Source organism: Azonexus sp. MM2026_4 (assembly GCF_055901855.1).
In genome coordinates this window covers 1,772,949-1,797,336 of sequence record NZ_CM148380.1, presented here as the reverse complement: position 1 = coordinate 1,797,336, position 24,388 = coordinate 1,772,949, and the positions used below count along the sequence as shown (strand labels likewise).

Sequence of the window (24,388 nt, the reverse complement as noted above, 5' to 3'; positions counted from 1 at the left end):
CGAGACTTGATATGGGGAGGCGGCCAATAGGCAAGCAATTTACCGATCCGTAAAAGACGAGGAGACAAAATGATCTACGCAGCCCCCGGCGCCGCTGGCGCAAAAATCGCCTACAAGGCCAAGTACGACAACTTCATCAACGGCCAATGGACCGCGCCGGTCAAGGGCCAGTACTTCGACGTGGTGACCCCGGTCAGCGGCAAGGTCTACACGCAAGCCGCCCGCTCCACCGCCGAAGACATCGAACTGGCGCTCGACGCCGCCCACGCCGCCTTCCCGAAGTGGGGCAAGACCGATGCCGCGACCCGCTCCAACATCCTCCTGAAGATTGCCGACCGCCTCGAACAGAACCTCGAACTGCTCGCCTACGCCGAGACCGTCGACAACGGCAAGCCGATCCGCGAAACGCTGGCTGCCGACATCCCGCTCGCCGTCGACCACTTCCGTTACTTCGCCGGTTGCCTGCGTTCGCAGGAAGGCGGCATCTCGGAAATCGACGAGAACACCATGGCCTACCACATCCATGAGCCGCTCGGCGTCGTCGGCCAGATCATCCCCTGGAACTTCCCGATCCTGATGGCCGCCTGGAAGCTCGCCCCGGCGCTCGGCGCCGGCAACTGCGTGGTCCTCAAGCCGGCCGAATCGACGCCGATCTCGATCCTGATCCTGGTCAACCTGATCGCCGACCTGCTGCCGCCGGGCGTGTTGAACATCGTCAATGGTCTCGGTCGCGAAGCCGGCATGCCGCTCGCCACCTCCAAGCGCATCGCCAAGATCGCCTTCACCGGCTCCACTGCCACCGGTCGCGTCATCGCCCAGGCCGCCGCCAACAACCTGATCCCGGCCACGCTGGAACTGGGCGGCAAATCGCCCAACGTCTTCTTCGCCGACATCATGGACAAGGACGACGGCTTCCTCGACAAGGCGATCGAAGGCATGGTCCTGTTCGCCTTCAACCAGGGCGAAGTGTGTACCTGCCCGAGCCGCGCGCTGATCCAGGAATCGATCTACGATGCCTTCATCGAACGCGTCATCAAGCGCGTCGCCGCGATCAAGCAGGGCAGCCCGCTCGACACCGAAACGATGATGGGCGCCCAGGCCTCGCAGATCCAGATGGACAAGATCGAGTCCTACCTCAAGCTGGGCAAGGAAGAAGGCGCCCAGGTGCTGATCGGTGGCGAACGTGCCCACCTCGGCGGCGACATCGAAGGCGGTTACTACATCCAGCCGACGCTGTTCAAGGGCCACAACAAGATGCGCATCTTCCAGGAAGAAATCTTCGGGCCGGTGCTCGCGGTGACCACCTTCAAGGACGAAGCCGACGCGCTGGCGATCGCCAACGACACCATCTACGGCCTCGGCGCCGGCGTCTGGAGCCGCAACGGCAACGTCGCCTACCGCATGGGTCGCGCCATCCAGGCCGGCCGCGTATGGACCAACTGCTACCACGCCTACCCGGCGCACGCCGCCTTCGGCGGCTACAAGGAATCCGGCATCGGCCGCGAGACCCACAAGGTCATGCTCGACCACTACCAGCAGACCAAGAACCTGCTGGTCAGCTACGCGGAACAGAAGCTGGGCTTCTTCTAAACCAGCCACCGACGCCCGCCTTGCGCGGGCGTTTTGCCAACTACCGGTCGGTCAGCGGGTTCAAGGGGAACGCCGCGCGGCCGGGTCATCATTTATGGAGAACAAGCAAGATGGCACAAAGTGCGTTTTTCATCCCCGCCGTCAACCTGATGGGCGAAGGCTGCCTCGAGACAGCCGTCCAGTCCCTGGGAGGGTACGGTTACCGGCGGGCGCTGATCGTCACCGACGCCTGGCTGGAGAAGGCCGGCGTCGCTGCCCGGGTAGCCGGTCTGCTGCAGGAGGCCGGGATCGCCACTGAAATCTTTGCCGGGGCCCAGGCCAATCCGACCATCGGCAACGTCGAGGCCGGCCTTGCCCAGTTGCGTGCCGCCGATTGCGACTGCGTCGTCTCGCTCGGCGGCGGTTCGCCGCACGACTGCGCCAAGGGCATCGCGCTGGTCGCCGCCAACGGCGGTAGCATCGCCGACTACGAGGGTGTCGACCGCTCGGCCAAGCCGCAGCTGCCGCTCATCGCGATCAACACGACGGCCGGCACGGCCAGCGAAATGACGCGCTTCTGCATCATCACCGACGAGGCGCGGCACATCAAGATGGCCATCGTCAACCGCCACGTGACGCCGCTGCTCTCGGTCAACGACCCGCTGCTGATGCTGGCCAAGCCGCCGGCGCTGACCGCGGCGACCGGCATGGATGCGCTGACGCATGCGGTCGAAGCCTACGTCTCCACCGCGGCGACGCCGATCACCGACGCCTGCGCCTTGAAGGCGGTGACGATGATCGCCGCCAACCTGCGGCAGGCGGTCGCCGACGGCCAGAATGTCGCCGCCCGCGAGGCCATGGCCTACGCCCAGTTCCTCGCCGGCATGGCGTTCAACAACGCCTCGCTCGGCTACGTCCATGCCATGGCGCACCAGCTCGGCGGCTTCTACAACCTGCCGCACGGCGTCTGCAACGCGGTGCTGCTGCCGCATGTCGAAGCTTTCAACGCGGCCGTCGTCCCCGAGCGTCTGGCCGATGTCGGCGCGGCAATGGGCGTCGCCCTCGATCATGCCGGCAGTGCCGAGAATGCCGCCCGCTGCCTCGACGCGATCCGCCGCCTGGCCGCCGATGTCGGCATCCCCAAGGGCTTGCTCGAACTCGGCGTCAAGGAGGCCGACATCCCGACCCTGGCCGCCAACGCGCTGAAGGACGCCTGCGGCCTGACCAATCCCCGGCGCGCCGACCAGGCCGACATCGAAGGCATCTTCCGCGCCGCCTTGTAAGTTTTCGCTGTAGTCTCTGCGTGCCCTTGCGGGCTTTTCCGGGGGCCTCGTGCCCCCGTTTTTTTGGAGAAAACCATGGTCGATCGCGTCACCGCCACCCCGGAAGCCCTGGCCCTGATCCAGCAACTGCAGGGCCAGTACGGCCCCGAGCTGATGTTCTACCAGTCCGGCGGCTGCTGCGACAACAGCAGCCCCAACTGCTACCTGCAGGGCGAGCTGACCATCGGCCCCTACGACGTCCATCTCGGCGAGATCGGCGGCGTGCCTTTCTACATCAGCGCTTCCCAGTACGAGTACTGGCAGCATACGCAACTGATCATCGACGTCTTCGACGGCCAGGGCGGCACCTTCTCGCTCGAATGCGGCAGCGGCAAGAGCTTCATCACCCGCTCGCGCCTGTTCACCGACGAAGAGGCGGCACAATTGCAGGGCGCCTGAGCGTGCCGGCGGTATACTGACCGCCTTCTACAGAACGGATCGACTTCATGGCCGCCAACGACACCGCCAGCATGGCGCTTTTCTGCGACTTCGAGAACATCGCGCTGGGCGTGCGCGACGCGCAGTACGAAAAATTCGACATCCGCCCGGTGCTCGAGCGGCTGCTCGCCAAGGGCAGCATCGTCGTCAAGAAAGCTTATTGCGACTGGGAACGCTACAAGGGTTTCAAGGCGGCGATGCACGAAGCCAACTTCGAGCTGATCGAAATCCCGCACGTCCGCCAGTCGGGCAAGAACTCCGCCGACATCCGCATGGTCGTCGATGCGCTCGACCTTTGCTACACCAAGGCGCACGTCAACACCTTCGTCATCATCTCCGGCGATTCCGACTTCTCGCCGCTGGTTTCCAAGCTGCGCGAGAACGCCAAGAAGGTCATCGGCGTCGGCGTCAAGCAGTCCTGCTCCGACCTGCTGGTTACCAATTGCGACGAATTCATCTATTACGACGACCTCGTCCGCGACCGCGAAGCCAGCCGTTCCGGACCGCGCCGCGAACGCGAGAAGCGCTCGCCGGAAGAGGAAGCCAAGCGCACCGCCAAGGTCGAGGAGCGCAAGGCCAAGGCCATCGAACTGGTGGCGGCGACCTTCGCCGACCTCATGGCCGACCGCGGCGAAGCCGAACGGATCTGGGCCTCGGTGCTCAAGGAAGTGGTGAAGCGGCGCAACCCAGGCTTCAGCGAGAGCTATTACGGCTTCCGCACCTTCGGCAACCTGCTTGAAGAAGCCGCCGGCCTCGGCCTGCTGGTGGTCGGTCGCGACGACAAGTCCGGCACCTACGTCACCCGTGCTCGCGCCCACGAAAGTGAAGCGCACGGCCTGGAAACGAGTGCCCCGGAAATTGCCGCCGAAGCTGTCGTGGCGCCTGCCGAAACAACCGAGTTGTCCGCTGCCGAAGCCACTTCCGTCCCGGAAAAGCCGGCCGAGGAAAAGCCGGCCGCGCGGCGCCGCGGCGGTCGTCGCACGCGCAAGGAAAACCGCGAGGAAGGCATCGCCATCGGCGAGGCGCCAGCCCCCGAAGCGCCTCCGGCCAGCGTTGCCGAGGAACGCGTAGCCGCACCGCTGGAAGTCGAGCCATCGGCCGTTGAGGAAGTGGCGGTAGTCGAAACGCCGAAGAAGGCTACGCGTGGCGGTCGCCGGACTTCGCGCAAACGCAGCGAGGCTGCCCCCGAAGCGCCCAGCGCCGCGCCGCTCCCGGAAGTTGCCAGCGAAGCGCCGGCCAGCGAGAAGAAACCGGCCCGCAAACCGGGTCGCAGCCGCAAGCCAAAGAAGGCCGAGGACGGCGCCGCCTGATCCTTGGCGTGAAACTCCCCCCGGTAGCGCCAGCGCTCAAGCTGGGGGAGCCAACCAAAGGGCTGCGCTTACCGGCGATTGCCGAAGATCGGCGAGCAATCCGCTCAGGGAAATGCTTGCCACCAGGGGGGATTGCGGCGCCGCCGGCGGCGCAATCAGATGACGCGCAGCAGCAGGGTGCGTAGTTCCTCGGCGCGGCGTTTGCCGTCGCGGGTCTGGACAATGGCGTGATACCAGGGGGCAAACTGTTGCCTGAGTTCCTCGTGACTTTTCGCGGCGTGGACGGCCTTGACGATATGAAGGTAGCCGAAGGGGCCGCAGAAGGTTCGCAAGGTGTTCTGGATGAAGTTGCGAGCCAGTTCAATGTCCTTGGCGTTAGGGGAGGCCGGTAGCGGCCGGAAGGCGTCGATTGCCGGCAGCGGCTCGCTGGGGGCTTCCTGCAAATCGCCGGCAGCGTTCTGCACCCCGCCGATTTCAATGAACCCGGATTCTTCAAGGAGACCCAGGGTGTGCTGCAGATCGTCGTTCTGCAGCAGTTCCCGCAACTCCTCGACGCTGCGTTTGCCATCGACCATGATCAGCACACGCCGCTGGCGGGGCGTCAGCCCGCCGGATTTCTGCGTCAACTCGGCCTGGCCCTTGTCTGTCTTGGCGAAAATTACGCCCATCAATCGTCTCCATCATATTGTTAATTAACTATTGTGGAACGAATTGTACAGAAAAAGAAAAGCCCGCCAATGGGCGGGCCTCTTCGGCAGGACGTCGGTGAAACGCTGGCCGTCAGGCTGCGGCTTGGACCGGAATCTTGTGACCGCGGCGGACGATGCGGTTCTGCGAGTCGACGTAGATCAGCGACGGCTCGTGTTTGGCGAGCTCGACTTCGGTATACGTGGCGAAGGTGGCGATGATCAGGATGTCGCCGGGCGCCGCGCGGCGCGCGGCGGAGCCGTTGACCGAGATGACGCCGGAGCCGCGTTCGGCGCGGATGGCGTAGGTCGTGAAACGTTCGCCATTGTTGACGTTCCAGATGTCGATCTGCTCGTATTCCTTGATGTCGGCTGCTTCCAGCAGGTCCTCGTCAATGGCGCACGAACCTTCGTAATGCAGATCGGCGTGCGTTGCCGTCACGCGATGCAGCTTGGATTTCAACAGGGTTCTCTGCATGGCTTTACTCATCCAGACAGTTGGGGGAAGCGAATTTTAACGGCATTACCCCTCGTGTCAACGATCTTTTTGCTGGGTTTACTGTTCCCGGAAGGTGCGGGCGAGGACGTTGCTGAGCGGTTGCACGATGTACTGGAGCAGCGTGCGCTCGCCGGTCCTGACGATGACCTCGGCGGGAATGCCGGGCTGGATTTGCAGGCCGAGCTGTTGCAGCGAGCTCACGCCGGCCGGGGTGAGCTGGATGTGGCTGTTGAAGTAGGGGAGGCCGGTGTGTTGATCGACCAGGCGGTCGCCGGCCAGGTAGACCAGCTTGCCTTCGACCACCGGCGTCGTCGTTGCCTTGAAGCCGGTGAAGCGGATGTCGGCGAGCTGTCCGGTGTGCACGGTGTCGACATCGGCGGGCGAGATGCGTGCTTCGATCAGCAGCGCGGCGCCGGTCGGCACGATGTCGAGGATCGGCGTTCCCGCCCGCAGTACGGCGCCCGTCGTGTTGACCTGCAGTCCCATGACCTGGCCGGCGACCGGGGCGCGAATGCTGGCGCGCTCGACGCGGTCGGCCAACGACAGTGACTTCTTGCGCATCTCGTCGAGGCGTTTCTGGATTTCGGTCAGGGCATCGACGTCCTGGGTCCGGAACTCCGCCTTGCGGAAATCGATCAGCATCCGGGTTTCCTGCTGCTGGACCTGCTGGTTGGCGATGTTGGCATCGTTTTCGGCAATCTCGGCCTGCAGTTCGGAAATCAGTCGTTCCGTCTGGTTCAGCTTGTGCCGGCTGATGAAGTTCTTGGCCACCAGACGTTGCAGGTCGGCGAGCTCGGATTCGAGCGAGCGCAGGGTGTCGTTCTTGCTGCCGTTGATCCGGGAGAGGCCGGCAATTTGTGATCCCGATTGCTGGATGCGTCCGTCGAGCACCCGCAGTTCGCCGCTGCGCGAGGCGCGGCGGGCGTTGAAGAGGGCGGTCTCGCTTTGCATCAGTTGGGCGATTTCCGGATCGGCGCTATCGAAATCTTCCGGGAAGGCGATGCTGCCGGCACCTTGCAGTTCCGCCTTGAGACGGGCTTCGCCGGCGCGCAGCGCCTGTGTCTGGCTGCGCGCGACGTCGAGATCGGCCTGGAACTGGGTCTGCTCCAGCGTGATCAGTAGCTGGTTGCGCTCGACATGCTCGCCTTCGCGGACGTGGATCTGGTGGATGATGCCGCCCTCGAGATGCTGCAGGGTCTTGCGGTCGAGTTCGACCTTGACCACGCCGGGGGCGACGACCGCACTGCCGATCGGCGCCAGGGCGGCCCAGCCGCCGAACAGGACGAAGGTGCTGACGATGACGAAAAAGCCGATGCGACGCGCGCGCCCTTCCTCGACGATGGCGTCGAGCGAGCGATCCTCACCCAGCACCAGGGCATTGCTGCGGAGTTCCTTGTGGGGGTGCATCTCAGACGACTTCCTTGAGCTTGGGCGGCGGCGCGTGACGATTCAGCTCGGCCAGGACGGCGTCGCGCGGACCGAACATCGACAGGCTGCCGTCGGCGAGGACCAGCAGCTTGTCGACGGCGGCCAGCACATTGGTCTTGTGGGTGATGATGAAGACGCTGGCGCCGTCGCGACGCAGCATCTGCAGGGTGTCGAGCAGGGCCATTTCGCCCTGGTGATCGAGGTTGGCGTTGGGCTCGTCGAGGACGACCAGACGGGGCGAACCGTAAATGGCGCGGGCGATCCCCAGGCGCTGGCGCTGGCCGCCGGAAAGGTTGGCGCCGCCGTTGCCGAGTCGGGTGTCGTAGCCCTGCGGCAGGCGCAGGATCATCTCGTGGATACCGGCATTGCGCGCCGCGGCGACGACCTTTTCCGGGTCACGGGCGCCGAAACGGGCGATGTTGTCGCCGACGCTGCCTTCGAACAGTTCGATGTCCTGCGGCAGGTAGCCGACATGCGGGCCGAGTTCGCTCTTGTTCCAGGTGAAGATGTCCGCGCCGTCGAGCCGGACGCCGCCCTTGGCACAGGGCCAGATGCCGAGCAGGGCGCGGGCCAGCGTCAACTTGCCGGCGGCGCTGGGGCCGATGATGCCGGTAATGGTGCCGGCGCGGACCTGCAAATGGATGTCGTGCAGCAGCACGGTGTTGCTGCCGGGCGCGGTGACCGTGATGTTGTCGACCAGCAGTTCGCCCTGTGGCGCCGGTAGCGACATTTCGCTTTCCACCAGGTGGTCGTTGTGCAGGCTGGCGTTCAGACGTTTGTACTGTTCCCTGGCCTGGGCGAACTGCTTCCAGATGCCGAGCACCTGGTCGATCGGTGCCAGGGCGCGGCCGAGCAGGATCGAGCCGGCGATCATCATGCCCGGCGAGATTTCCTGCTTGATCGCCAGGTAGGCGCCGAGGCCGAGGATCAGCGACTGGATGACGATGCGCAGGGTCTTGGCGAGCGCGGTCAGCATCGACGAGGTGTCGGCCGCCGCGTTCTGCTTGAGCATCGCGCTCTTGGTCCGGTTCAGCCAGCGCTGCCGGATGTGGCCGAGCATGCCCATGGCGGCGATCACTTCGCCGTTGCGATAAAGCCGGTTCAAGGAGGCGTTGGCCTCCTCGTATTCCTGGCTGGATTCCTTCAGCGGCTTGCGGGTGATGCGCTCGTTGGCGATCGTGATGCCGATCAGGATCAGCGCGCTGACCACGCCGGCGACGCCGATCCAGACGTGGAAGGCGAACATCACGATGAGGTAGAGGGGAACCCAGGGCGCATCGAAAAAGGCGAACAAGCCGTTGTTCGAGACGAATTGCCGGATGCCCTTGAGGTCGTGCAGGGGTTGTGCCCCGGACACCAGTCCGCCGGAAAACACCGCCTGCCGGTAGCCGACATCGAACAGCGGCGTCGCCAGCAGGATGTCGAGCCGGTTGCCGACGCGCCGCATGATGTCCTGACGCGCCCAGTCGAGCAAGCCCATGGCGGCCATGAAGACGAGCATCAGCAGGGTCAGGACATAAAGTGTCGGCAGGCTGCTGCCAACCACGACCCGGTCATAGACCTGCAGCATGTAGATGGCCGGCACCAGCATGGCCAGGTTGATGAACATGCTGAAGGCAGCGATGCTCAGGAAGCTGTTCTTGCAGAGCTTGAGCGCCTGTTCCAGGGTGGCGTGGGGATGCGGAAAATGCAGGGGCGGCAGGATGTGGCGGTTCATCCGTGGGCAGGCTCACGATACGGTTGCGAAAACCAAAAAAGGGGGCTTGCGCCCCCTGTGTCCGAGTTGCTTGGTTTCAACTCGCTGCAGCTTTGCTCAGAAGATCTGGGCGTTGAAGCACGGGATACTGTAGACCTCTTCGATGAAGTTGGTGTCGATGATGCTGTCGCTGGTCGGTGCGGCGCTGGCATCGACGAATTGCAGGTCCTCGAACCACCAGGCAGTCATCTTTTCGCCGGTGGCGTTGTTGGTGATGTCCATCGAGGCGCCGGTCCAGCTCTTCTTGACCGTGTAGTCGCTGGCATCGCCGACCAGGGTCAGCGTGTCCTTGCCCAGGCCGCCGTCGACGACGCTGCGGTCGGCAAAGCTGCCCAGCGTCAGTTTGTCGTCGCCCAGGCTCATGTAAACGCGACCCTGATTCTGGCCGACATAGACGGTATCGTTGCCGCAGCTGGCATCGACGACGCAGCTATTGGTGCCGATCCAGGCGGTGTCCTGGCCGTCGCCGAGGTTGGCGTGATTGGACGTGCCCTTGACCACCAGTTGGTCGTCACCGGAACCGAGGCAGGTGCTCTTCAGGTTGCCGTCGACCAGGAGATGGTCGTTGTCCCAGTAGCCGAGAACCGAGCAGTCAACGTTGCCCGAGATGTAGGCTTCGTTGTTGCCGCTACCCATGTTGATATGGTCGGCGTTGCCGTAGATCACGAAGCGGTCGTTGCCGCTGCCGGTGACCAGGCAGCCGGCGTCGCCGCCGGTGATGACATTGCCGGCGGCGACGCCGACGAGGACGGCGTTGTCGCCATCGCCCAGGCAGGCGTGCTTGAGGTCGCCGCCGGTCTTCACCGCATCGATGCCGCCGCAACCGATGACCGAGTCTGCATCGCCGCCGACGACGGCGCAGTTGTCGCCACTGCCGAGGTTGGCGTGCTTGAGGTTGCCATCGACGAAGAAGTGGTCGCTGCCATGGCCGCCGACCAGGCAGTCGGCATTGCCGCCGGCAATGATCTTGTTGTTGCCGTCGCCGACGCAGGCGTGCTTGAGGTCGCCATCGACGGTGACGGTGTCGTCGTTCTTGCCGGTGATGACGCAGTCGGCGCTACCGCCGACGGTGAGCGTGTTGTTGCCGTCGCCCAGATTGGCGTGGCCGAGGTTGCCGCCGACGGTGACTTCGTCGTCGCCGGCGCCGCAGGCGTTGACGACGCAGCCCAGGTTGCCGTCGACATTCAGGGTGTCGTTGCCGCTGCCGAGAAGAACGTGCTTGGCGTCGCCGCCGATGTCGATCTGGTCGTCACCGTTGCCGGCGTCCACGCAATCGACGCTGCCGACGATGGTGATGTTGTCGTTGCCGTCCCAGGTATGTACATAGTTGGCGTTGCCGCCGATCTTCAGCGTGTCGTTGCCTTTGCCCAGACAGACATTGCGGATGTCGCCGGGCAGGTCGTAGTTGGAATCGATGGTGTCGCGATCGATGAGGTCTGCCGCCATTGCCTGAACTCCTTAAAAATGCGCTTGGCGCGTGGTCAAAGTGATTTATGCACGGAGTTTATGGCAAAAGTGTATTTCTTTTGTAAAGAAATGCATGAAGCATCGTTGGTGATGCGGGGGGGCGGGTTCAGACCTCCAGGTTGTCGATCAGGCGGGTGCGGCCGAGCCGGCTGGCGGCGAGAATGACGAGCGGCTGCGCGGGCGTTTCCGGCGGCGCCAGGTCGTGGCGACGGCGGATGGCGATGTAGTCGGTCTGCCAGCCGGTGGCGGCCAGTTTTGCCACGGCAGCCTGCTCGAGAGCGGCGAAATCGGCGTTGCCGGCGCGCAGTTCGGCGGCGGTTTCGTTCAGCGTGCGGTAGAGGCGCGGCGCTTCGGCGCGCTCGGCCTCGCTCAGGTAGCCGTTGCGCGACGACAGTGCGAGGCCGTCTTCGGCGCGTACCGTCTCGCCGCCGACGATGGCGATCGGCAGCGCCAGTTGGCGGGTCATGTTGCGGATCACCATCAACTGCTGGTAGTCCTTCTTGCCGAACAGCGCGACCTGCGGCTGGACGCAGTTGAACAGCTTGCTGACGACGGTGGCGACGCCGCGGAAGTGGCCGGGCCGGAATTCGCCGTCGAGGATGTTCTGGATGCCCGGCGGCTCGATGAAGTATTCCTGCGCTTCTGGGTAGAGGTCGGCCTCGGTCGGCGCGAACAGGACGTCGACGCCAGCGGCGGCGAGCTTGTCGCAATCGGCCTGGAAGGTGCGCGGATACTTGTCGAAGTCCTCGTTCGGGCCGAACTGCAGGCGGTTGACGAAGATCGAGGCGACCACGGTGTCGCCGTGCGCGCGCGCCTGTTCCATCAGGCTGATGTGGCCGGCGTGCAGGTTGCCCATGGTCGGGACGAAGACGATGCGGCCGCGCTGGCGCAGGGCAGCGCGCAGGTCGGCGATGGCGGAATGGATTTGCATGGGGCTGGTCTGGGTTGGCCGGGGATCAGCCGGCGTAGGTGTGTTCCGGGCCGGGGTAGCTGCCGTCGCGGACGGCGGCGGCGGCGCGGCAGGCGGCGTCGTGCAGCGAACTGGCGCCGTCCATGAAGTTGCGGACGAACTTGGCTTTGCGGCCAGGCGGGATGTCGAAGGCGTCATGGACGACCATGACCTGGCCGGAGCAATCCTTGCCGGCGCCGATGCCGATGGTGATGAGGTGCAGCGCGGCGGTGACTTCGGCGGCCAGCGCGGCGGGGATCGCTTCCAGGACGATCATCGTCGCCCCGGCTTCCTGCAGTGCCAGCGCGTCGTCCTTCAGGCGCTGCGCGGCGGCTTCGCCCTTACCCTGCACCTTGTAGCCGCCGAGTACGTGCACCGACTGCGGCGTCAGACCGAGGTGGCCGCAGACCGGGATGCCGCGGCTGACCAGGAAGCGTACCGTCGCTGCCATCTCGGCACCGCCTTCGAGCTTGACCATCTGGGCGCCAGCCGCCATCAGCGCGACGGCGTTGCGGAAAGCCTGTTCGGGCGATTCCTGATAGCTGCCGAAAGGCATGTCGGCGAGGATGAAGGCGCGGTCGGAACCGCGCTTGACGGCGGCGGTGTGGTAGGCGATGTCGGCGACGGTCACCGGCAGCGTCGTGTCGTGGCCCTGGATGACGTTGCCCAGCGAATCGCCGATCAGCAGGCAGTCGATCCCGGCGCCGTCGAGCAGGCGCGCGAAGCTGGCGTCGTAGCAGGTGAACATGACGACTTTTTCGCCGGCCTGGTAAAGCTTGGCCAGATCGCCCTGGGTCGTGCGGCGGGTGACGGTTTGTGCGGACATGGGGGATTCGCTCCTATGAATCGGACGCCTAGGATACACAGCGGCGCCGCGGGTGCAATAGTCAGGCGTCGAGTCGCCGGATGCCCTGGCTGGCGACCGCCGGCAGCCACGCGGCGAGCGTGCCGCGGCCGGGGAGGCTGAGGGTCGGGTCGAGGTCGGCCAGCGGCAGCAGGACGAAGGCGCGCTGGTGCAGGCGCGGGTGCGGCAAGGTCAGGCGCGGCGTCGCGATGACCTGCTGGTCGTAGAGCAGCAGGTCGAGGTCGAGCGTGCGCGGGCCGTTGCGTTCGCCGCGGATGCGGCCGAACTGCTGCTCGATGGCGAGCAGTGCGTCGAGCAGGGCTTCCGGGGGCAGCGTGGTTTCGATGCGGGCGGCGGCATTGACGAAGTCCGGCTGACCGGCAAGGCCGACCGGCGCGCTCAGGTAGAGCGCCGAGCGGGCGAGCAGGCGGCTGTCCGGCAAGGCGTCGAGCGAGCTGAAGGCGGCACGCAGGGTGGACGCCGGGTCGCCGAGATTGGCGCCCAGGGCGATGTAGGCAATGGCCATCTCAGACTTCGGGTTCGGCAGCCGGTTTCTTGCGCTTGCGCCGGCGTTTCTTCTTGTCGCCGGCGGCTTCCGGCAACAGCATGTTGGCGCGGCCTTCGCCGTCGGCATGCTGGAAGGCCGTCCACCAGTCGCCGGTTTCACGCTCGATTTCGCCGGCTTCGGCACGCAGCAGCAGGAAGTCGTAACCGGCGCGGAAGCGCGGATGTTCGAGCAGCGCGTAGGGGCGCTTGCCGGTGCGCTGCTCGAAACGCGGCTGCAGGGCCCAGATTTCCTTGATGTCGCCGGCGATGCGGCGGGTGATCGCCAGCTTCTCGGCCTGCACGTCGAGCACCGTGTCCATCGCCTGGTAGAGCGCCGGAATCTTCGTTTCGCCGGCGGCCATGAGCTTTTCCCAGTGCGCCAGCACCTCGTGCCAGAGCAGGGTGGCGAACAGGAAGCCGGGCGAGCTGCTCTTGCCGCGGCGGATACGTTCGTCGGTGTTGGCCAGGGCGGCCATCACGAAACGTTCGCCCATCGGCTGTTCGAGGATCACGTCGAGCAGCGGCAGCAGGCCGTGGTGCAGGCCCTCGTCGCGTAACTGGGTGATGCATTTGACGGCGTGTCCGGAGGTCAAGAGCTTGAGCATCTCGTCGAACAGGCGGGCGGCCGGCACGTTTTCCAGCAGACCAGCCATCTCGCGGATCGGCTTCTTCGCCGCCGGGTCGATGGCGAGGCCGAGCTTGGCCGCCAGCCGGACGGCGCGCAGCATGCGCACCGGGTCTTCGCGGTAGCGGGCGCGCGGCTCGCCGATCATGCGCAGCGTCTTCGCCTTGAGGTCGCCGACGCCGTGGTGGTAGTCGATCACCGTTTCGGTGGTCGGGTCGTAGTACAGCGCGTTGGCGGTGAAGTCGCGGCGCGCCGCGTCTTCCGCCTGGCTGCCGAAGACGTTGTCGTGCAGCACGCGGCCGTGTTCGTCCTTCTTGGTGTTCTCGTCGAGTTGGCCGCGGAAGGTGGTGACCTCGATGGTCTCCTGGCCCATCATCACGTGGACGATCTGGAAGCGGCGGCCGATGATGCGCGAACGGCGGAAGGCGCGTTTGACTTCTTCCGGCGTGGCGTCGGTGGCGACGTCGAAATCCTTCGGCTCGGCGCCGATCAGCAGGTCGCGTACGGCGCCGCCGACGACGTAGGCCTTGAAGCCTTCGGCCTGCAGGGTTTCGCAGGTACGCCGGCTGCCGCTGGAGAGGCGGTCGCGGGTGATGCCGTGGCCGGAGACCGGGATGACCACCGGTTCGTTATGGCCGGCGCGGTTTTTCTTGCCGCTAAAGACGCGGGAAATGAGTTTGCGGATCACGAGTTCCTGGGGGGCAGGCGCATGGGGCGCGACGGAAAGACGGGGATTTTACCGCAAAGTGATGATTTTCCAGCCCATTTCGCTCGCGTAAGCACGCAGTCTGTCGTCCGGGTCGACGGCGACCGGCATTTTCACCTGGTTCATCAGCGGCAGGTCGTTGTGCGAGTCGCTGTAGAAGCTGGTGGTTTCGAAGCTGCCCCACCACAGGCCGAGCGCTTCCAGCCACTGTTCGACGCGGACGATCTTGCCCGCCTGGAACGACGGCGTGCCGGTCGAAGTGCCGAAGAAAGTGCCGTCCTTGAGGTCGGCGGCGGGGACCGTGCCGATCAGGTGCGGGATGCCGAATTCGCGGACGATGGGGCCGGTGACGAAGCTGTTGGTGGCGGTGACGACGGCGCACAGGTCGCCGGCGTCGAGGTGGTCGCGGACCAGGGCGCGCGCCTTGTCGCCGATGATCGGCCGGATGTGGCGGTCCATGAACTCCGCATGCCAGGCGTCGAGCTGCTGCCGCGAATGGCGGGTCAGCGGCGCCAGCTGGAATTCGAGGAAGGCGCCGATATCGAGCGTGCCGGCCTTGTAATGCTCGTAGAACTCGACGTTCTTGGCTTCCTGGACCTCGCGGTCGACGACGCCCTTGGCGATCAGGAACTGCGCCCATTCGAAATCGGAGTCGCCGGCGATCAGGGTGTTGTCCAGGTCAAAGAGGGCGAGATTCATGCGGGGCTTTCGTGGTTGAGCAGTTCGCGCAGCAAGGGCAGGGTGACGGCGCGTTTGTGTTCGAGGGTGTGCTGGTCGAGGGCGACGATGAAGGCGGACAGCCAGCGCATGTCGCGCGGCGCGTGGCGCAGCAGGTAATCGATCGCTTCCGGCGGCAGCTTCAGTGCCCGTTCGCGGGCCTGGGTGGCCAGCGCCGCCGCCTTTTCGGCGTCGCTCAGCGCCTGCAGGCGGTAGATCAGGCCGGAACCGAGGCGGGTGCGCAGGTCTTCGCGCAGCGCCAGGTGGGCGGGCGGCTGGGTGGCGGCGACGAGCAGCCGGCCGCCGGCCATCTTCAGCCGGTTGAACAGGTTGAACAGCGCCACCTGGCCTTCGCCGTCGAGGGCCTCGACGTTATCGACTGCCGCCAGCGTCGTTTCGCCGAGGCTGGCCAGCGCCGGGTCGGCCGCCGCGTCGAGGTAGTCGAAACCGCTCGCCTGCAGCAGGTGGCTGCGTCCGCAGCCGGCCCCGCCGTACAGGCAGAAGGCGGTGTCGGCGGGCGTCCCGGCCAGCCAGCCGGTCAGCGCGGCAACCGTCTCGGCGTTGGTGCCGGCGACGAAATTGTCCAGGCTGGGCGCGCTCTCCGGCAGCAGGTCGAGCAGCAACTGGCGCATTGCTCAGCCTTGCCCTTCTTCGCGCACGTAGGGCTCGCGCAGGTCGACCGGCTTGGCGGCGTTCTTGCGCAGGCGGATGTTGAGCATTTCGACGCCGACCGAGAAGGCCATCGCGAAATAGATGTAGCCCTTCGGCACGTGGTGGCCGAAACCGTCGGCGATCAGCACGACGCCGACGACGACCAGGAAAGACAGCGCCAGCATCTTGATCGTCGGGTGCTCGGAGACGAACTTGCCGATGGCGCCGGCGAACAGCATCATCAAGCCGACCGAGGCGACGACGGCGGCGATCATCACGCCTACCTCGCGCACCATGCCGACGGCGGTGATGATCGAGTCGAGCGAGAAGACGAGGTCGATCAGCATGATTTGCACGATCACCCCGGCAAAGCTGTTGGCGACCTTGCGCGACTCCTCGCCTTCCTCGCCTTCGAGTAGCTGGTGCACTTCGCCGGTGCTCTTCCAGATCAGGAACAGGCCGCCGCCGATCAGGATCAGGTCGCGCCCGGAGAAACCGGAACCGAACACCGTGAACACCGGCTCGGTCATGCCGACGATCCACGACAGCGCGAGCAGCAGGCCGATGCGCATGAACATGGCGAGGAAGAGGCCGAGCTTGCGCGCGAACTCCCGGGTTTCCTTGGGCAGCTTGTCGACGATGATCGAGATGAAGATGATGTTGTCGATGCCGAGCACCAGCTCCAGCGCGGTCAGCGTGAAGAAGGCGATCCAGATTTCGGGATTGAGCAGGAAGTCCATGACGGTTCCGGGTAAGGGTTATTGCCAGCGCAGCATCGCGTACTGTTTCTTGCCGCGGCGCAGGATGGTGAAGCGGCCGTAGAGGCGGTCGTCGCCGACGAGGCGGTGGTCGAGCGAGTCGGCCTTGTTGCCATTGATCGTCACGCTGCCGCCCTGGATGAAGGTGCGCGCTTCCGACTTCGACTTGGCCAGGCCGGCGGCGGCGAGGGCGTCGATCAGGCTGTCGGCGGCGCTGTCGAGCGTGATGCCGGGCATGCCGTCCTGGGCCAGTTGTTCGAGGTCGTTCTCGGTCAGGTCGGCGAGCTGGCCGGAGAACAGGCATTCGGTGATGCGCCGCGCCGCCATCAGTGCCACTTCGCCGTGCACCAGGCGGGTCGCTTCCTCGGCCAGGATGCGCTGGGCTTCGGGCTTGCCACCGCTCGCCTGGTCGGTCGCTTCGATTTCGTTGATGCGCGCCACCGGCAGGAAGGTGAAGAACTTGAGGAACTTGTAGACGTCGGCGTCGGCGGTGTTCAGCCAGAACTGGTAGAAGGCGTAGGGCGAGGTCTTCTTCGGGTCGAGCCAGATGGCGCCCGATTCGGTCTTGCCGAACTTGGTGCCGTCGGCCTTGGTGATCAGCGGCACGGTCATGCCGTAGACCTGGGTCTGGTGCAGGCGGCGGGTGAGGTCGGTGCCGGCGACGATATTGCCCCACTGGTCGGAACCGCCCACCTGCAGCTTGCAGCCGAATTGTTTGAACAGTTCGGCGAAGTCATAGCCCTGCAGCAGGCTGTAGGAAAACTCGGTGTAGGAAATCCCCTGGTCCTCGCGCACCAGGCGTTGCTGCACCGATTCCTTCTTGATCATCGCGTTGACCGAGAAGTGCTTGCCGATGTCGCGCAGGAATTCCAGGCAGTTCATGGCGCCGAACCAGTCGTGGTTGTTCGCCATCAGCGCCGCGTTGTCGCCGTCGAAGCTGAGGAAGGGTTCGACCTGGCCGCGGATCTTGCCGACCCAGGAAGCGATCACGTCCGGTGTGTTGAGCTTGCGCTCGGTCGCCTTGAAGCTCGGGTCGCCGATCATGCCGGTGGCGCCGCCGACCAGCGCGATCGGCTTGTGCCCGGCCTGCTGGAAGCGCTTGAGGATGAGTACCGGCACCAGGTGGCCGAGGTGCAGGCTGTCGGCGGTCGGATCGAAGCCGCAATACAGCGTGATCTTCTCCTCCTGCAGCATTTTGTCGAGCGTTTCCGCGTCGGTGAGCTGGGCGATCAGGCCGCGCTCATGCAGATCCTGAAGCAGGGGGGACTGGTACATCGGTGAAATCTCCATGGGAGGGGCGCCATGCCAATGGAACGGGCGCCGGAAAAACGGACGCAGGATTTTAGCAGAGCGGGCGGGGGGCGGCGGTTTTTCGCGCTTTGCCGTCGGCAATGGGAGATGGCGCGATCAGGTCCAGTCGATCTGCCCGAACAGCGCCAGCAGCTTCTCTCCCCGGGCCGGATTCACTTGCCGCAACCAGGCGAGGCGGCCTTGCAGGTAGGCGCGGAAATCCGGGTGTTGATCGCGGTTCTGTCCCCTTGGGCCGTGGCGGCGGCAGTTGGTGAGGATGGCTTTCAGCCGGTCGTACTCGGCGCGCGGCAGGTTGGGATGGCGGTTGATGAGCAGACCGGTCAGCGTCTGCGCCTGACTGGCCGGGCACAGGCGGGTCTTGCGCCAGTTCGGGGCAAAGCCTTCCTGAATGACGATTTCCTCGACCAGAAACTGGATGCGGCGGGCGCGGGGCGCATCGTCCACCGGCAGCGAAAAGGCGAGGTCGTCGACGTAACGGCTGAAGCCGCTGCGGCACTCGCGGGCCAGGCCGGCCAGGCGGAGATCCAGCCGCCAGGCGCAGAGGTTGGCCAGTGCCGGCGAGGTCGGTGCGCCTTGCGGCAGGTGGCGGGTGGCGAAGCGTCGCGCCCATGCCTGCGCCTGGCGGCGGCTTTCTAGGCTGGCATATTCGTCTTGCGGCAGTTGGCGCAAGACGCGCATCGGCGTCGCGTGCGTGCACAGTTGGGTCAGGCAGTGCGCGCTGGCCGCTGGGTAACCGAGGGTGCGGAACAGGGCAAAGACGCGCCCGGCCGGGATGCTGGCAAAGAAATCGCGCAGATCCATTTTCAGCAGCAAGGGCGAGGCGGCGTGGCGGCGGGCATTGTCGACCACCGACAGACCACGCACGCAGCCGGTCGCCGCCGCGTGTACCGGCACCTTGTCGAGAATGCCGTGCAGGATGCGGCGCTGGATGGCGCGCAGCGTTTCCTTGGGCGCCTCGATCAGGCGGGCGCCGCCGCTTGCCTTGCGCAGCCAGCGATAGCGGTAGTGATCCAGCTTCGGCTGGTTTGGCGATACCTGCCAGTTGCCGCAGAACCAGGCCAGCTCGTTGGGCAGCAGGCCGAGCCAGTCGGCCAGTTCGCCGGGCGTGGCGAGCGCCGGTAGGGAGCGCCCGGCGAGCGCTGCGGGCGGTTCGCCCATCGGCGGATGGAAAGCGAAATGGGCGCGGATGCGCGGACGGACGCACCAAGGCAGAAAAGCCTTGCGAAAGTGGCGGTAAGCCAGCACCGCTTCAAGCAAGGCGTCGTGCTGATGGGCGGTGAACGGCGCACCGAATTCCTGGTGTAGATGCAGGACCAGCAACGGCAACCAGCCTGGATTCTCGCCCAGCGCGTGGCGGCCTCGTTCGCGCAGACTGGCGGGGTCGGAGTCGCCGGCAAGGAAGGCGTGTACCAGCCCGCTGGCGACCGATCGCATGGCCCTGGCCGGCAGCAGGTCGTCCGGGGCGAAGTCGTCGGCGAAGTCGTCGGGATCGTTCATGTCGCGCCTGCGGGCGTGGCGCCCTTTCCAGCCTGTCGTGTCCTGCCTGAACCGTCCACGCCAGCGGCGTGTGAGGTTCAGGCGATGAAAAGTCCAACTGCGAGAAAACCGCCGGGGTAGCCCCGGCGTGGCCGGATTGCAGGCAACCCGAACCCGCCTGGAAAGGCGCGCCACGCGGCAAGCCTAGTGCAGCGCCGGGGTGAGCGTCAATGACGCGGTGCTAGCTTTGAGGCCGGGCTGGAACCGTCGCATCGCTTCCCGGAGCGCGTTGCACGCCGACCAGCGTCGCCTTCACGGTCGATGGCACGCTGATTGAAGCCTGGGCGTCGGCAAAAAGCTGCGAGGCCAAGAATGCTTCCGGCAAGCCGCCGGAAGTCGGTGCTCGCAACGCGACGGTGGATTTTCAAGGGCGAGGAGCGCAAGAACGACACGCACGCCTCGACGACCGATCCGGATGTTCGCCTGCTCGAGAAGTCCCGGGGCAATGAAACCAAGCGCTGTTTCATCGGCCGCGCCTTGATGGAAAGCCGGGATGGCTTGGCGGTCTTCGCAAGACCTGGGGCGCAATCCGTCCCGCGCTTGCCGAAAAACAGCCGAAATAATCCGCGCATCCCAGGTGCGGGAGAATGCAGCGCAATGACGATCCCGGAAAACGCTGGGTTTCAATTGAAGAATTTCGGAGCGGTCATAAAAACTCAATCTCTGAAATATATAGTCCGGGACGCAGCATTTCAGCTTCCTGGCTTAAGAGAACTGCAATTCGAGTTCATTGCGCCGGCTTTTCTCATGGATTAAACGATTCGCGGCGGCGATATTGGCAATCCATATTGCCAATATCGCCGCATCATGAATTAATAAACATTAAACGGGGTTAGTATCATGCGTTTGTTTTCATTGAAACCGATTCTCACCGCCATATTTCTCGCCGGCAGCGTGGCCGTACTCTCCGGTTGCATTGACGACGGTGACAGCAACAAAAAGCCCAAGGCGGTGTCGGTCAAGATCATCCACACCAACGATCACCACTCGTATCTCGACAGCAGCAGCTACGATCTCATGATCGACAACGTTGCGACGCGGGTCGACATGGGCGGTTTCGCCAGGCTTTCGACGATTATCGAACAGGAAAGAGACGATCACAGCATCGTGGTCAATAGCGGCGAGCTCAACGGTACGCTCTATTTTTCGCTTTTCAAGGGCGAGCCGGATTTCAAATTATTCAACGAACTCAAACTCGACGGTTACACCCTCGGCAACCACGAGTTTGACGAAGGCGATGCCAGGCTCGCCGAACTCATTGAGATGGCCAATTTCCCGATATTGTCTTCGAATATGTCGCCGGAGCCGGCTAGCCCCCTCTATGCGGTCAAGGACAAGATAAAACCCTACGTCATCAAGGAAATTGATGGCGAGAAAGTCGGCATTATCGGAATTCTCAAAGTCGAAAAGACCAAGAACTCTTCGCTGGTTTCCGACGATGTCACTTTCGCCGATGAAATCGAGACCGCCAAGAAAATGGTGGCCGAGCTTGAAGCCAAAGGCGTCAACAAGATCGTTCTGGTCAGCCACGTCGGTTACTACAACGACATTCTGTTCGCCCAGCAAGTGCCCGGTCTCGATGTCATCGTCGGCGGCGATACCCACTCCCTGCTTGGCGATACTTCGGAACTCGCCCAGATCGGCCTGGCGCCCATCTACGCCAACGACCAGACCGGTCCGTTTGCCGGTTACAGCCACGATGAGATCGCAAAAATGGATGGTCTGGGGAAATACCCGACCACGGTCACCGGCCCCAGCGGTGACCCGGTTTACGTGGTAACCGCGTGGAACTATGCCTACGCGCTAGGCGTGCTGAATGTCGACTTCGATGCCGAGGGCAAGGTGAAGAATGCCGATGGCAACATCATCATTCCTGTCGGCGACACATTCCAGCGCAAGAACGGCTCGGGGACATTCGTCCAGGTGGCCGAGGATGTAAAAGCCCAGATCATGGCCGCCATCGACGCTTCTCCCATCCTGACCGTGGCCGGCCTGAATTCCACGATTGATGCGCTCCTTGCGCCTTACCGGGTGAAACTGGAGGAAGCGAAGAACGAAGTGGTCGGCAGCATTACGGAAACGATGGCCAACACCCGAATTCCCACCCCGTTTGCCGCCGGTCAGACCCCAAGCGGAAGTTTCGCCGGACAGGTCGTTGCCGAAGCGTTCAGGAAAACCAATCCGGCGATCGATGTCGCCATCCAGAATGTCGGCGGGGTACGAGCCAACCTGCTCGCCGGCCCGATCACCATGGCGCAGGTGATCGAGGTTCTGCCTTTCTCCAACACGATCGTCATGATCAACATGAAAGGCTCCGACATCGTCAAGGTGCTCAACGAAGGCGCCTACTACTCGCTGCACTCGGGTTCCACCGGTGCCTTCCCGGTCGCCGCGGGTCTTCGCTACGATGTCTTCCTCAGCGGTGGCGAATACGAAGTGATCAAGAACGTGGAAGTACAGGACAGGAATACCGGCACTTGGTCAGCCATTGCCAACGACACCGTGTACACCGTTGCCACCAACTCCTTCACCGCCCAGGGCAAAGACAACTACCTGACTTTCAAGAGCGTGAGAGATGCGGACCCCACCGTTTTCGAGAATACCTACATTCTCTATTACGTACCCTTGGTGGATTACATCAAGGGCTTGCCCAACAGGCTGCTTCCTGCGCTCGACTTGACGACGTATTGCCTGAAATCGGTTACCCCATAAGTCAAACAAGGCCACCCCAGCAAAGCCGGACGAAAGTCCGGCTTTTTTCATGGTGTGCCAGGCATCTCCCTTGTCTTGCGTAAAAGGCTTAAAAATCCGCTGCCTCAGGGATGTCCCACTTGCCGACCTGGGCGCTGTCGGTCTGGTGGAACTGCCGGACCCAACTGACGAACTCGCGGAAGTCACTGTTTTCCACGGCCAGGCGGTTGCAGGCGTCCCAGTCGATTTCGCTGCGTTCCCGTGCCGGGATCAGGATTTCGCTTTCGCTGGGGGCGCCGGTGTCCAGGCGGATCAAGCCAATACCGTAAGACGCGCCGAGCAGTCGAAGCTCCTTCATCGCGCTTTCCTGGATGTCGGCGGCGACGAGATAACCCAGGTTCGCCCAGGACGAGTTGGACACCGCCTGGAACCAGGTTTCGCGGACGTTGGCGCGATTGATCAGCAACTTGACCTCGAACGACCAGAGGCGTGCCCGTTGTGCGCCGGCTTGCTGCACGCAGGCGCGGATTTCCTGATCCCAGTCTTCGCCCAGGTTTTCCAGGGCGACCAGATCGGGGAAAAGCCACTTGTTGCCGTTGGGGCCGTGGCGGTTGGTGGCGCGTTTCTCGTCGATGCGTTTGGGGTAAAGCTTCAGATCGCCATACAGGTAACGGCACAACAACGGGTAAAGATCGTGTTCGCTCAGTTTGCCGGGCTTGTTGGCCTGGGCCTGCTTTTCCACCTCAGCCACTTCCGCCGCCTCACTCGCCGCCGTCCAGTAATACTGGCGCGGGCGTCCCTCGGTCGTTCGAATCTGCGGCCAGCGCTTCTGGATCACCGGCCGATTCGAGCCGATCTCGGCGACCAGTTGCCAGAGAAAGGCCGCGTCGTCGCTCAAGTCCTGCTGGCTGTTCTTGCGCTTTTCCTCGCAAGCTTCGCGCTGGTTGGCAAATATCCACTCGGCAATCTGACGGGCGGTGAAGCGCTCATTCGGGTGCGCCTTGAGAAGGTCGGCTATGGTCTGGCGCAGGTTCATCTTGGCCATGCTCATTTCTCCGAAGAAGGCGGCGGGGCGGTGGGTTCAATCGTAACGCAGGGCTTCTGCGCCTGGCTCGGGGCGGAGTTGCCGGCGCGTTTTTCCGGGTAGGCCATGCTGATCACTTCGCTGCTGCGCAAGGTCAAGCGTGTTTCCGACGATTCGTCCTTGAACGCCAGCAACTGTTCTTCGCCGATGCGCGAAAGAATCGTCAGGCCTTGGATACGGCAGGTGGCATCGGGAGGCAGCGGTTTTTGCTTGGCGCACAGGGATGTCGTCAGTTGCGCGGCGATGCTTTGGCATCCGGTTGGTGTGACCAGCATCGTGGTGTTTTCCAGAGCGCCGAGTTTTAGCGTGCGCATGACGCTCTCCGACATGCTGCCAAGGCCACCAAGTGCGAACAGAAACAGGAAGAGCGGCAAAACGCCGAGCAGTAACGCCGATTTCCAGTTGTGAATGGCGGCGATGCCGACAGCGCAACTTACGGAAATGACCACCCAGTAGTTGAGCAGGCTCTCAAAGTCGCTTTCCCGCTGAAAAAGTGGAAACAGTTGAAACAGGAAGGTACTGATGCAGATCAGCAAGAGTGTCAGGAAGCCAAGAATCCATAGCCCGTGGGTATGGCCTCTGAATTTTCGGTAGCGCACTCTGGCCAGTAGTTTAGCCGGCCCGCCTTTCTCATAGCGCGCGGTGAAAATCACGACGCCAATCAAATAAAGGCCGCTGATCGTCAAAGTGGTCGTAACCAAGGGCCAGCCAAAAAAAGTGTGCGTCAGATCTAGATAAGCGGGGCCGAGTATCGCGAGCAAGGCGAGAAACTCAGCGACGTAGACATAGAGCAGAAAGCTCACGCGCGCCTTGCCCCTGAACTTTTGTCTGGCCGGCGTTTTTTCTTCATCGTCGAATATGCCCGAACCAGGATTGACGACTCGGTAACGCAGGCAAAGCTGTAGCGCAGCGCCAGGCAATCCTAAAAGGATCGCCAGAGAACCCAGCGTCAGCGTTCCCGCCATGGCAACACCCAGCAATATTCCAGTGATCGATTCAAGGCTAATGGCGGGGAGGTATTGAATGCGGAAGAAATACACCAGCATCAACAGCCCGCCCAGCGAGAAGGCGAGGGCGATCAGCGAACCGGCGAAATGCTCGCTGAATCGTTGTCTGGCCCACAGCAGGATTGTTCGAAGCTGGCCGATATGACGCGCATTTTTGGCAGTTTGCGTTTGCCGAATCGCTCGCCGGGGCGAATAACCGGCGCCGGCGTTGGCGGAAGGTTTGCGGTTCGGCAAGGGGGCGCTCATGGGGCCGGGTTCTTCTCAAACGACTTCAGTTAGGCAAGCGCCGCCGCTTCTTATCGAAAGGGCTGGATTCGAGCCAGTCGAGATGAGCCTCGGTAAATTGGGTGAGGCTGCTACGGATGTTCGCATCTTTGAAGATGCTGGCGAAGTTGTGCATGGGTTTGCTCGGTGATCGTTGGGCAGGCGGTTTGCGGTGCTGCCGAAGCTGTGTCAGCCGAGGATTTTGACACGGACGCGGTGCTGCT

22 protein-coding genes and 1 pseudogene are annotated in these 24,388 nt (G+C 63.8%); 6 read left to right on the top strand and 17 right to left on the bottom strand.

What is annotated here, in order from left to right; all coding sequences use genetic code 11:
* Positions 1-69: 69 nt before the first annotated feature.
* The 4 genes from exaC to AC0KWY_RS08280 all read left to right on the top strand — a co-directional run bounded on the left by exaC (position 70) and on the right by AC0KWY_RS08280 (position 4,639).
* Positions 70-1,590, top strand: a complete 1,521-nt coding sequence (gene exaC, locus AC0KWY_RS08295; protein WP_474029168.1) for an acetaldehyde dehydrogenase ExaC — start codon at positions 70-72, stop codon at positions 1,588-1,590.
* A gap of 110 nt (positions 1,591-1,700) precedes the next feature.
* Positions 1,701-2,852 carry an L-threonine dehydrogenase gene (gene yiaY, locus AC0KWY_RS08290; protein ID WP_474029167.1) on the top strand — a complete coding sequence of 384 codons (1,152 nt, stop codon included), beginning with the start codon at positions 1,701-1,703 and terminating at the stop codon, positions 2,850-2,852.
* A gap of 75 nt (positions 2,853-2,927) precedes the next feature.
* Complete coding sequence (locus AC0KWY_RS08285) at positions 2,928-3,290, top strand: DUF779 domain-containing protein (RefSeq protein WP_474029166.1); 363 nt, start codon at positions 2,928-2,930, stop codon at positions 3,288-3,290.
* Positions 3,291-3,337: 47 nt separating this feature from the next.
* Positions 3,338-4,639 carry an NYN domain-containing protein gene (locus AC0KWY_RS08280; protein ID WP_474029165.1) on the top strand — a complete coding sequence of 434 codons (1,302 nt, stop codon included), beginning with the start codon at positions 3,338-3,340 and terminating at the stop codon, positions 4,637-4,639.
* A 155-nt stretch (positions 4,640-4,794) separates the two neighbouring features.
* Here AC0KWY_RS08280 and AC0KWY_RS08275 read toward each other — a convergent pair whose 3' ends face one another.
* The 14 genes from AC0KWY_RS08275 to AC0KWY_RS08210 form a co-directional block, all read right to left on the bottom strand.
* Positions 4,795-5,307, bottom strand: a complete 513-nt coding sequence (locus tag AC0KWY_RS08275; protein WP_474029164.1) for a hypothetical protein — start codon at positions 5,305-5,307, stop codon at positions 4,795-4,797.
* 112 nt (positions 5,308-5,419) lie between these two features.
* Positions 5,420-5,803 carry an aspartate 1-decarboxylase gene (gene panD / locus AC0KWY_RS08270; protein WP_474029163.1) on the bottom strand — a complete coding sequence of 128 codons (384 nt, stop codon included), beginning with the start codon at positions 5,801-5,803 and terminating at the stop codon, positions 5,420-5,422.
* A gap of 78 nt (positions 5,804-5,881) precedes the next feature.
* Positions 5,882-7,231: an HlyD family type I secretion periplasmic adaptor subunit gene (locus AC0KWY_RS08265; RefSeq protein WP_474029162.1), complete on the bottom strand. Its 1,350-nt coding sequence runs from the start codon at positions 7,229-7,231 to the stop codon at positions 5,882-5,884.
* A 1-nt stretch (position 7,232) separates the two neighbouring features.
* Positions 7,233-8,969, bottom strand: coding sequence for a type I secretion system permease/ATPase (locus AC0KWY_RS08260; protein WP_474029161.1), 1,737 nt, complete (start codon positions 8,967-8,969; stop codon positions 7,233-7,235).
* 96 nt (positions 8,970-9,065) lie between these two features.
* A complete protein-coding gene (locus AC0KWY_RS08255; protein WP_474029160.1) occupies positions 9,066-10,454 on the bottom strand; it encodes an autotransporter outer membrane beta-barrel domain-containing protein in 1,389 nt (462 codons plus the stop codon).
* A gap of 127 nt (positions 10,455-10,581) precedes the next feature.
* Positions 10,582-11,406 carry a pantoate--beta-alanine ligase gene (gene panC, locus AC0KWY_RS08250; protein ID WP_474029159.1) on the bottom strand — a complete coding sequence of 275 codons (825 nt, stop codon included), beginning with the start codon at positions 11,404-11,406 and terminating at the stop codon, positions 10,582-10,584.
* Between the two features lie 25 nt (positions 11,407-11,431).
* On the bottom strand, positions 11,432-12,250 hold the full coding sequence (gene panB, locus AC0KWY_RS08245) for a 3-methyl-2-oxobutanoate hydroxymethyltransferase (RefSeq protein ID WP_474029158.1): 819 nt from the start codon (positions 12,248-12,250) through the stop codon (positions 11,432-11,434).
* Positions 12,251-12,311: 61 nt separating this feature from the next.
* Entirely contained in the window at positions 12,312-12,794 is a 483-nt protein-coding gene (folK, locus tag AC0KWY_RS08240; RefSeq protein WP_474029157.1) for a 2-amino-4-hydroxy-6-hydroxymethyldihydropteridine diphosphokinase, read from the bottom strand.
* A gap of 1 nt (position 12,795) precedes the next feature.
* On the bottom strand, positions 12,796-14,127 hold the full coding sequence (gene pcnB / locus AC0KWY_RS08235) for a polynucleotide adenylyltransferase PcnB (protein WP_474029156.1): 1,332 nt from the start codon (positions 14,125-14,127) through the stop codon (positions 12,796-12,798).
* 48 nt (positions 14,128-14,175) lie between these two features.
* Positions 14,176-14,844: a histidinol-phosphatase gene (locus AC0KWY_RS08230; RefSeq protein ID WP_474029155.1), complete on the bottom strand. Its 669-nt coding sequence runs from the start codon at positions 14,842-14,844 to the stop codon at positions 14,176-14,178.
* The gene (gene hda, locus AC0KWY_RS08225) at positions 14,841-15,494 is read right to left on the bottom strand and encodes a DnaA regulatory inactivator Hda (RefSeq protein WP_474029154.1); all 654 of its coding nucleotides are present in this window, start codon (positions 15,492-15,494) and stop codon (positions 14,841-14,843) included. Before hda ends, AC0KWY_RS08230 begins: the two co-directional genes overlap by 4 nt.
* 3 nt (positions 15,495-15,497) lie before the next feature.
* A complete protein-coding gene (locus AC0KWY_RS08220; protein WP_474029153.1) occupies positions 15,498-16,253 on the bottom strand; it encodes a TerC family protein in 756 nt (251 codons plus the stop codon).
* 18 nt (positions 16,254-16,271) lie between these two features.
* Complete coding sequence (gene tyrS, locus AC0KWY_RS08215; RefSeq protein ID WP_474029151.1) at positions 16,272-17,546, bottom strand: tyrosine--tRNA ligase; 1,275 nt, start codon at positions 17,544-17,546, stop codon at positions 16,272-16,274.
* Between the two features lie 132 nt (positions 17,547-17,678).
* Positions 17,679-19,079 carry a reverse transcriptase family protein gene (locus AC0KWY_RS08210; protein ID WP_474029150.1) on the bottom strand — a complete coding sequence of 467 codons (1,401 nt, stop codon included), beginning with the start codon at positions 19,077-19,079 and terminating at the stop codon, positions 17,679-17,681.
* A gap of 290 nt (positions 19,080-19,369) precedes the next feature.
* Here AC0KWY_RS08210 and AC0KWY_RS08205 point away from each other — a divergent pair.
* Together AC0KWY_RS08205 and AC0KWY_RS08200 are read left to right on the top strand one after the other, a co-directional pair.
* Positions 19,370-19,631 (top strand): annotated as a pseudogene (locus AC0KWY_RS08205) (IS5/IS1182 family transposase); the annotation flags it as partial.
* Positions 19,632-19,958: 327 nt separating this feature from the next.
* The gene (locus tag AC0KWY_RS08200; protein WP_474029149.1) at positions 19,959-21,830 is read left to right on the top strand and encodes a 5'-nucleotidase C-terminal domain-containing protein; all 1,872 of its coding nucleotides are present in this window, start codon (positions 19,959-19,961) and stop codon (positions 21,828-21,830) included.
* An 88-nt stretch (positions 21,831-21,918) separates the two neighbouring features.
* Here the strand turns inward: AC0KWY_RS08200 and AC0KWY_RS08195 are convergent, their stop codons facing one another.
* The 3 genes from AC0KWY_RS08195 to AC0KWY_RS08185 are packed head-to-tail and all read right to left on the bottom strand — an operon-like array spanning position 21,919 to position 24,300.
* Positions 21,919-22,854 carry a COG2958 family protein gene (locus tag AC0KWY_RS08195; protein WP_474029148.1) on the bottom strand — a complete coding sequence of 312 codons (936 nt, stop codon included), beginning with the start codon at positions 22,852-22,854 and terminating at the stop codon, positions 21,919-21,921.
* A 2-nt stretch (positions 22,855-22,856) separates the two neighbouring features.
* Positions 22,857-24,146 carry a hypothetical protein gene (locus tag AC0KWY_RS08190; RefSeq protein WP_474029147.1) on the bottom strand — a complete coding sequence of 430 codons (1,290 nt, stop codon included), beginning with the start codon at positions 24,144-24,146 and terminating at the stop codon, positions 22,857-22,859.
* A 25-nt stretch (positions 24,147-24,171) separates the two neighbouring features.
* Complete coding sequence (locus AC0KWY_RS08185) at positions 24,172-24,300, bottom strand: hypothetical protein (protein WP_474029146.1); 129 nt, start codon at positions 24,298-24,300, stop codon at positions 24,172-24,174.
* Positions 24,301-24,388: the final 88 nt, after the last annotated feature.

Excerpts from the sequence above, each read along its gene's own strand:
- exaC (WP_474029168.1), top strand. The coding sequence starts at position 70 with ATGATCTACGCAGCCCCCGGCGCCGCTGGCGCAAAAATCGCCTACAAG.
- yiaY (WP_474029167.1), top strand. The coding sequence starts at position 1,701 with ATGGCACAAAGTGCGTTTTTCATCCCCGCCGTCAACCTGATGGGCGAA.
- AC0KWY_RS08285 (WP_474029166.1), top strand. The coding sequence starts at position 2,928 with ATGGTCGATCGCGTCACCGCCACCCCGGAAGCCCTGGCCCTGATCCAG.
- AC0KWY_RS08280 (WP_474029165.1), top strand. The coding sequence starts at position 3,338 with ATGGCCGCCAACGACACCGCCAGCATGGCGCTTTTCTGCGACTTCGAG.
- AC0KWY_RS08275 (WP_474029164.1), bottom strand. The coding sequence starts at position 5,307 with ATGGGCGTAATTTTCGCCAAGACAGACAAGGGCCAGGCCGAGTTGACG.
- panD (WP_474029163.1), bottom strand. The coding sequence starts at position 5,803 with ATGCAGAGAACCCTGTTGAAATCCAAGCTGCATCGCGTGACGGCAACG.
- AC0KWY_RS08265 (WP_474029162.1), bottom strand. The coding sequence starts at position 7,231 with ATGCACCCCCACAAGGAACTCCGCAGCAATGCCCTGGTGCTGGGTGAG.
- AC0KWY_RS08260 (WP_474029161.1), bottom strand. The coding sequence starts at position 8,969 with ATGAACCGCCACATCCTGCCGCCCCTGCATTTTCCGCATCCCCACGCC.
- AC0KWY_RS08255 (WP_474029160.1), bottom strand. The coding sequence starts at position 10,454 with ATGGCGGCAGACCTCATCGATCGCGACACCATCGATTCCAACTACGAC.
- panC (WP_474029159.1), bottom strand. The coding sequence starts at position 11,406 with ATGCAAATCCATTCCGCCATCGCCGACCTGCGCGCTGCCCTGCGCCAG.
- panB (WP_474029158.1), bottom strand. The coding sequence starts at position 12,250 with ATGTCCGCACAAACCGTCACCCGCCGCACGACCCAGGGCGATCTGGCC.
- folK (WP_474029157.1), bottom strand. The coding sequence starts at position 12,794 with ATGGCCATTGCCTACATCGCCCTGGGCGCCAATCTCGGCGACCCGGCG.
- AC0KWY_RS08230 (WP_474029155.1), bottom strand. The coding sequence starts at position 14,844 with ATGAATCTCGCCCTCTTTGACCTGGACAACACCCTGATCGCCGGCGAC.
- hda (WP_474029154.1), bottom strand. The coding sequence starts at position 15,494 with ATGCGCCAGTTGCTGCTCGACCTGCTGCCGGAGAGCGCGCCCAGCCTG.
- AC0KWY_RS08220 (WP_474029153.1), bottom strand. The coding sequence starts at position 16,253 with ATGGACTTCCTGCTCAATCCCGAAATCTGGATCGCCTTCTTCACGCTG.
- tyrS (WP_474029151.1), bottom strand. The coding sequence starts at position 17,546 with ATGTACCAGTCCCCCCTGCTTCAGGATCTGCATGAGCGCGGCCTGATC.
- AC0KWY_RS08210 (WP_474029150.1), bottom strand. The coding sequence starts at position 19,079 with ATGAACGATCCCGACGACTTCGCCGACGACTTCGCCCCGGACGACCTG.
- AC0KWY_RS08200 (WP_474029149.1), top strand. The coding sequence starts at position 19,959 with ATGCGTTTGTTTTCATTGAAACCGATTCTCACCGCCATATTTCTCGCC.
- AC0KWY_RS08195 (WP_474029148.1), bottom strand. The coding sequence starts at position 22,854 with ATGGCCAAGATGAACCTGCGCCAGACCATAGCCGACCTTCTCAAGGCG.
- AC0KWY_RS08190 (WP_474029147.1), bottom strand. The coding sequence starts at position 24,146 with ATGAGCGCCCCCTTGCCGAACCGCAAACCTTCCGCCAACGCCGGCGCC.
- AC0KWY_RS08185 (WP_474029146.1), bottom strand. The coding sequence starts at position 24,300 with ATGCACAACTTCGCCAGCATCTTCAAAGATGCGAACATCCGTAGCAGC.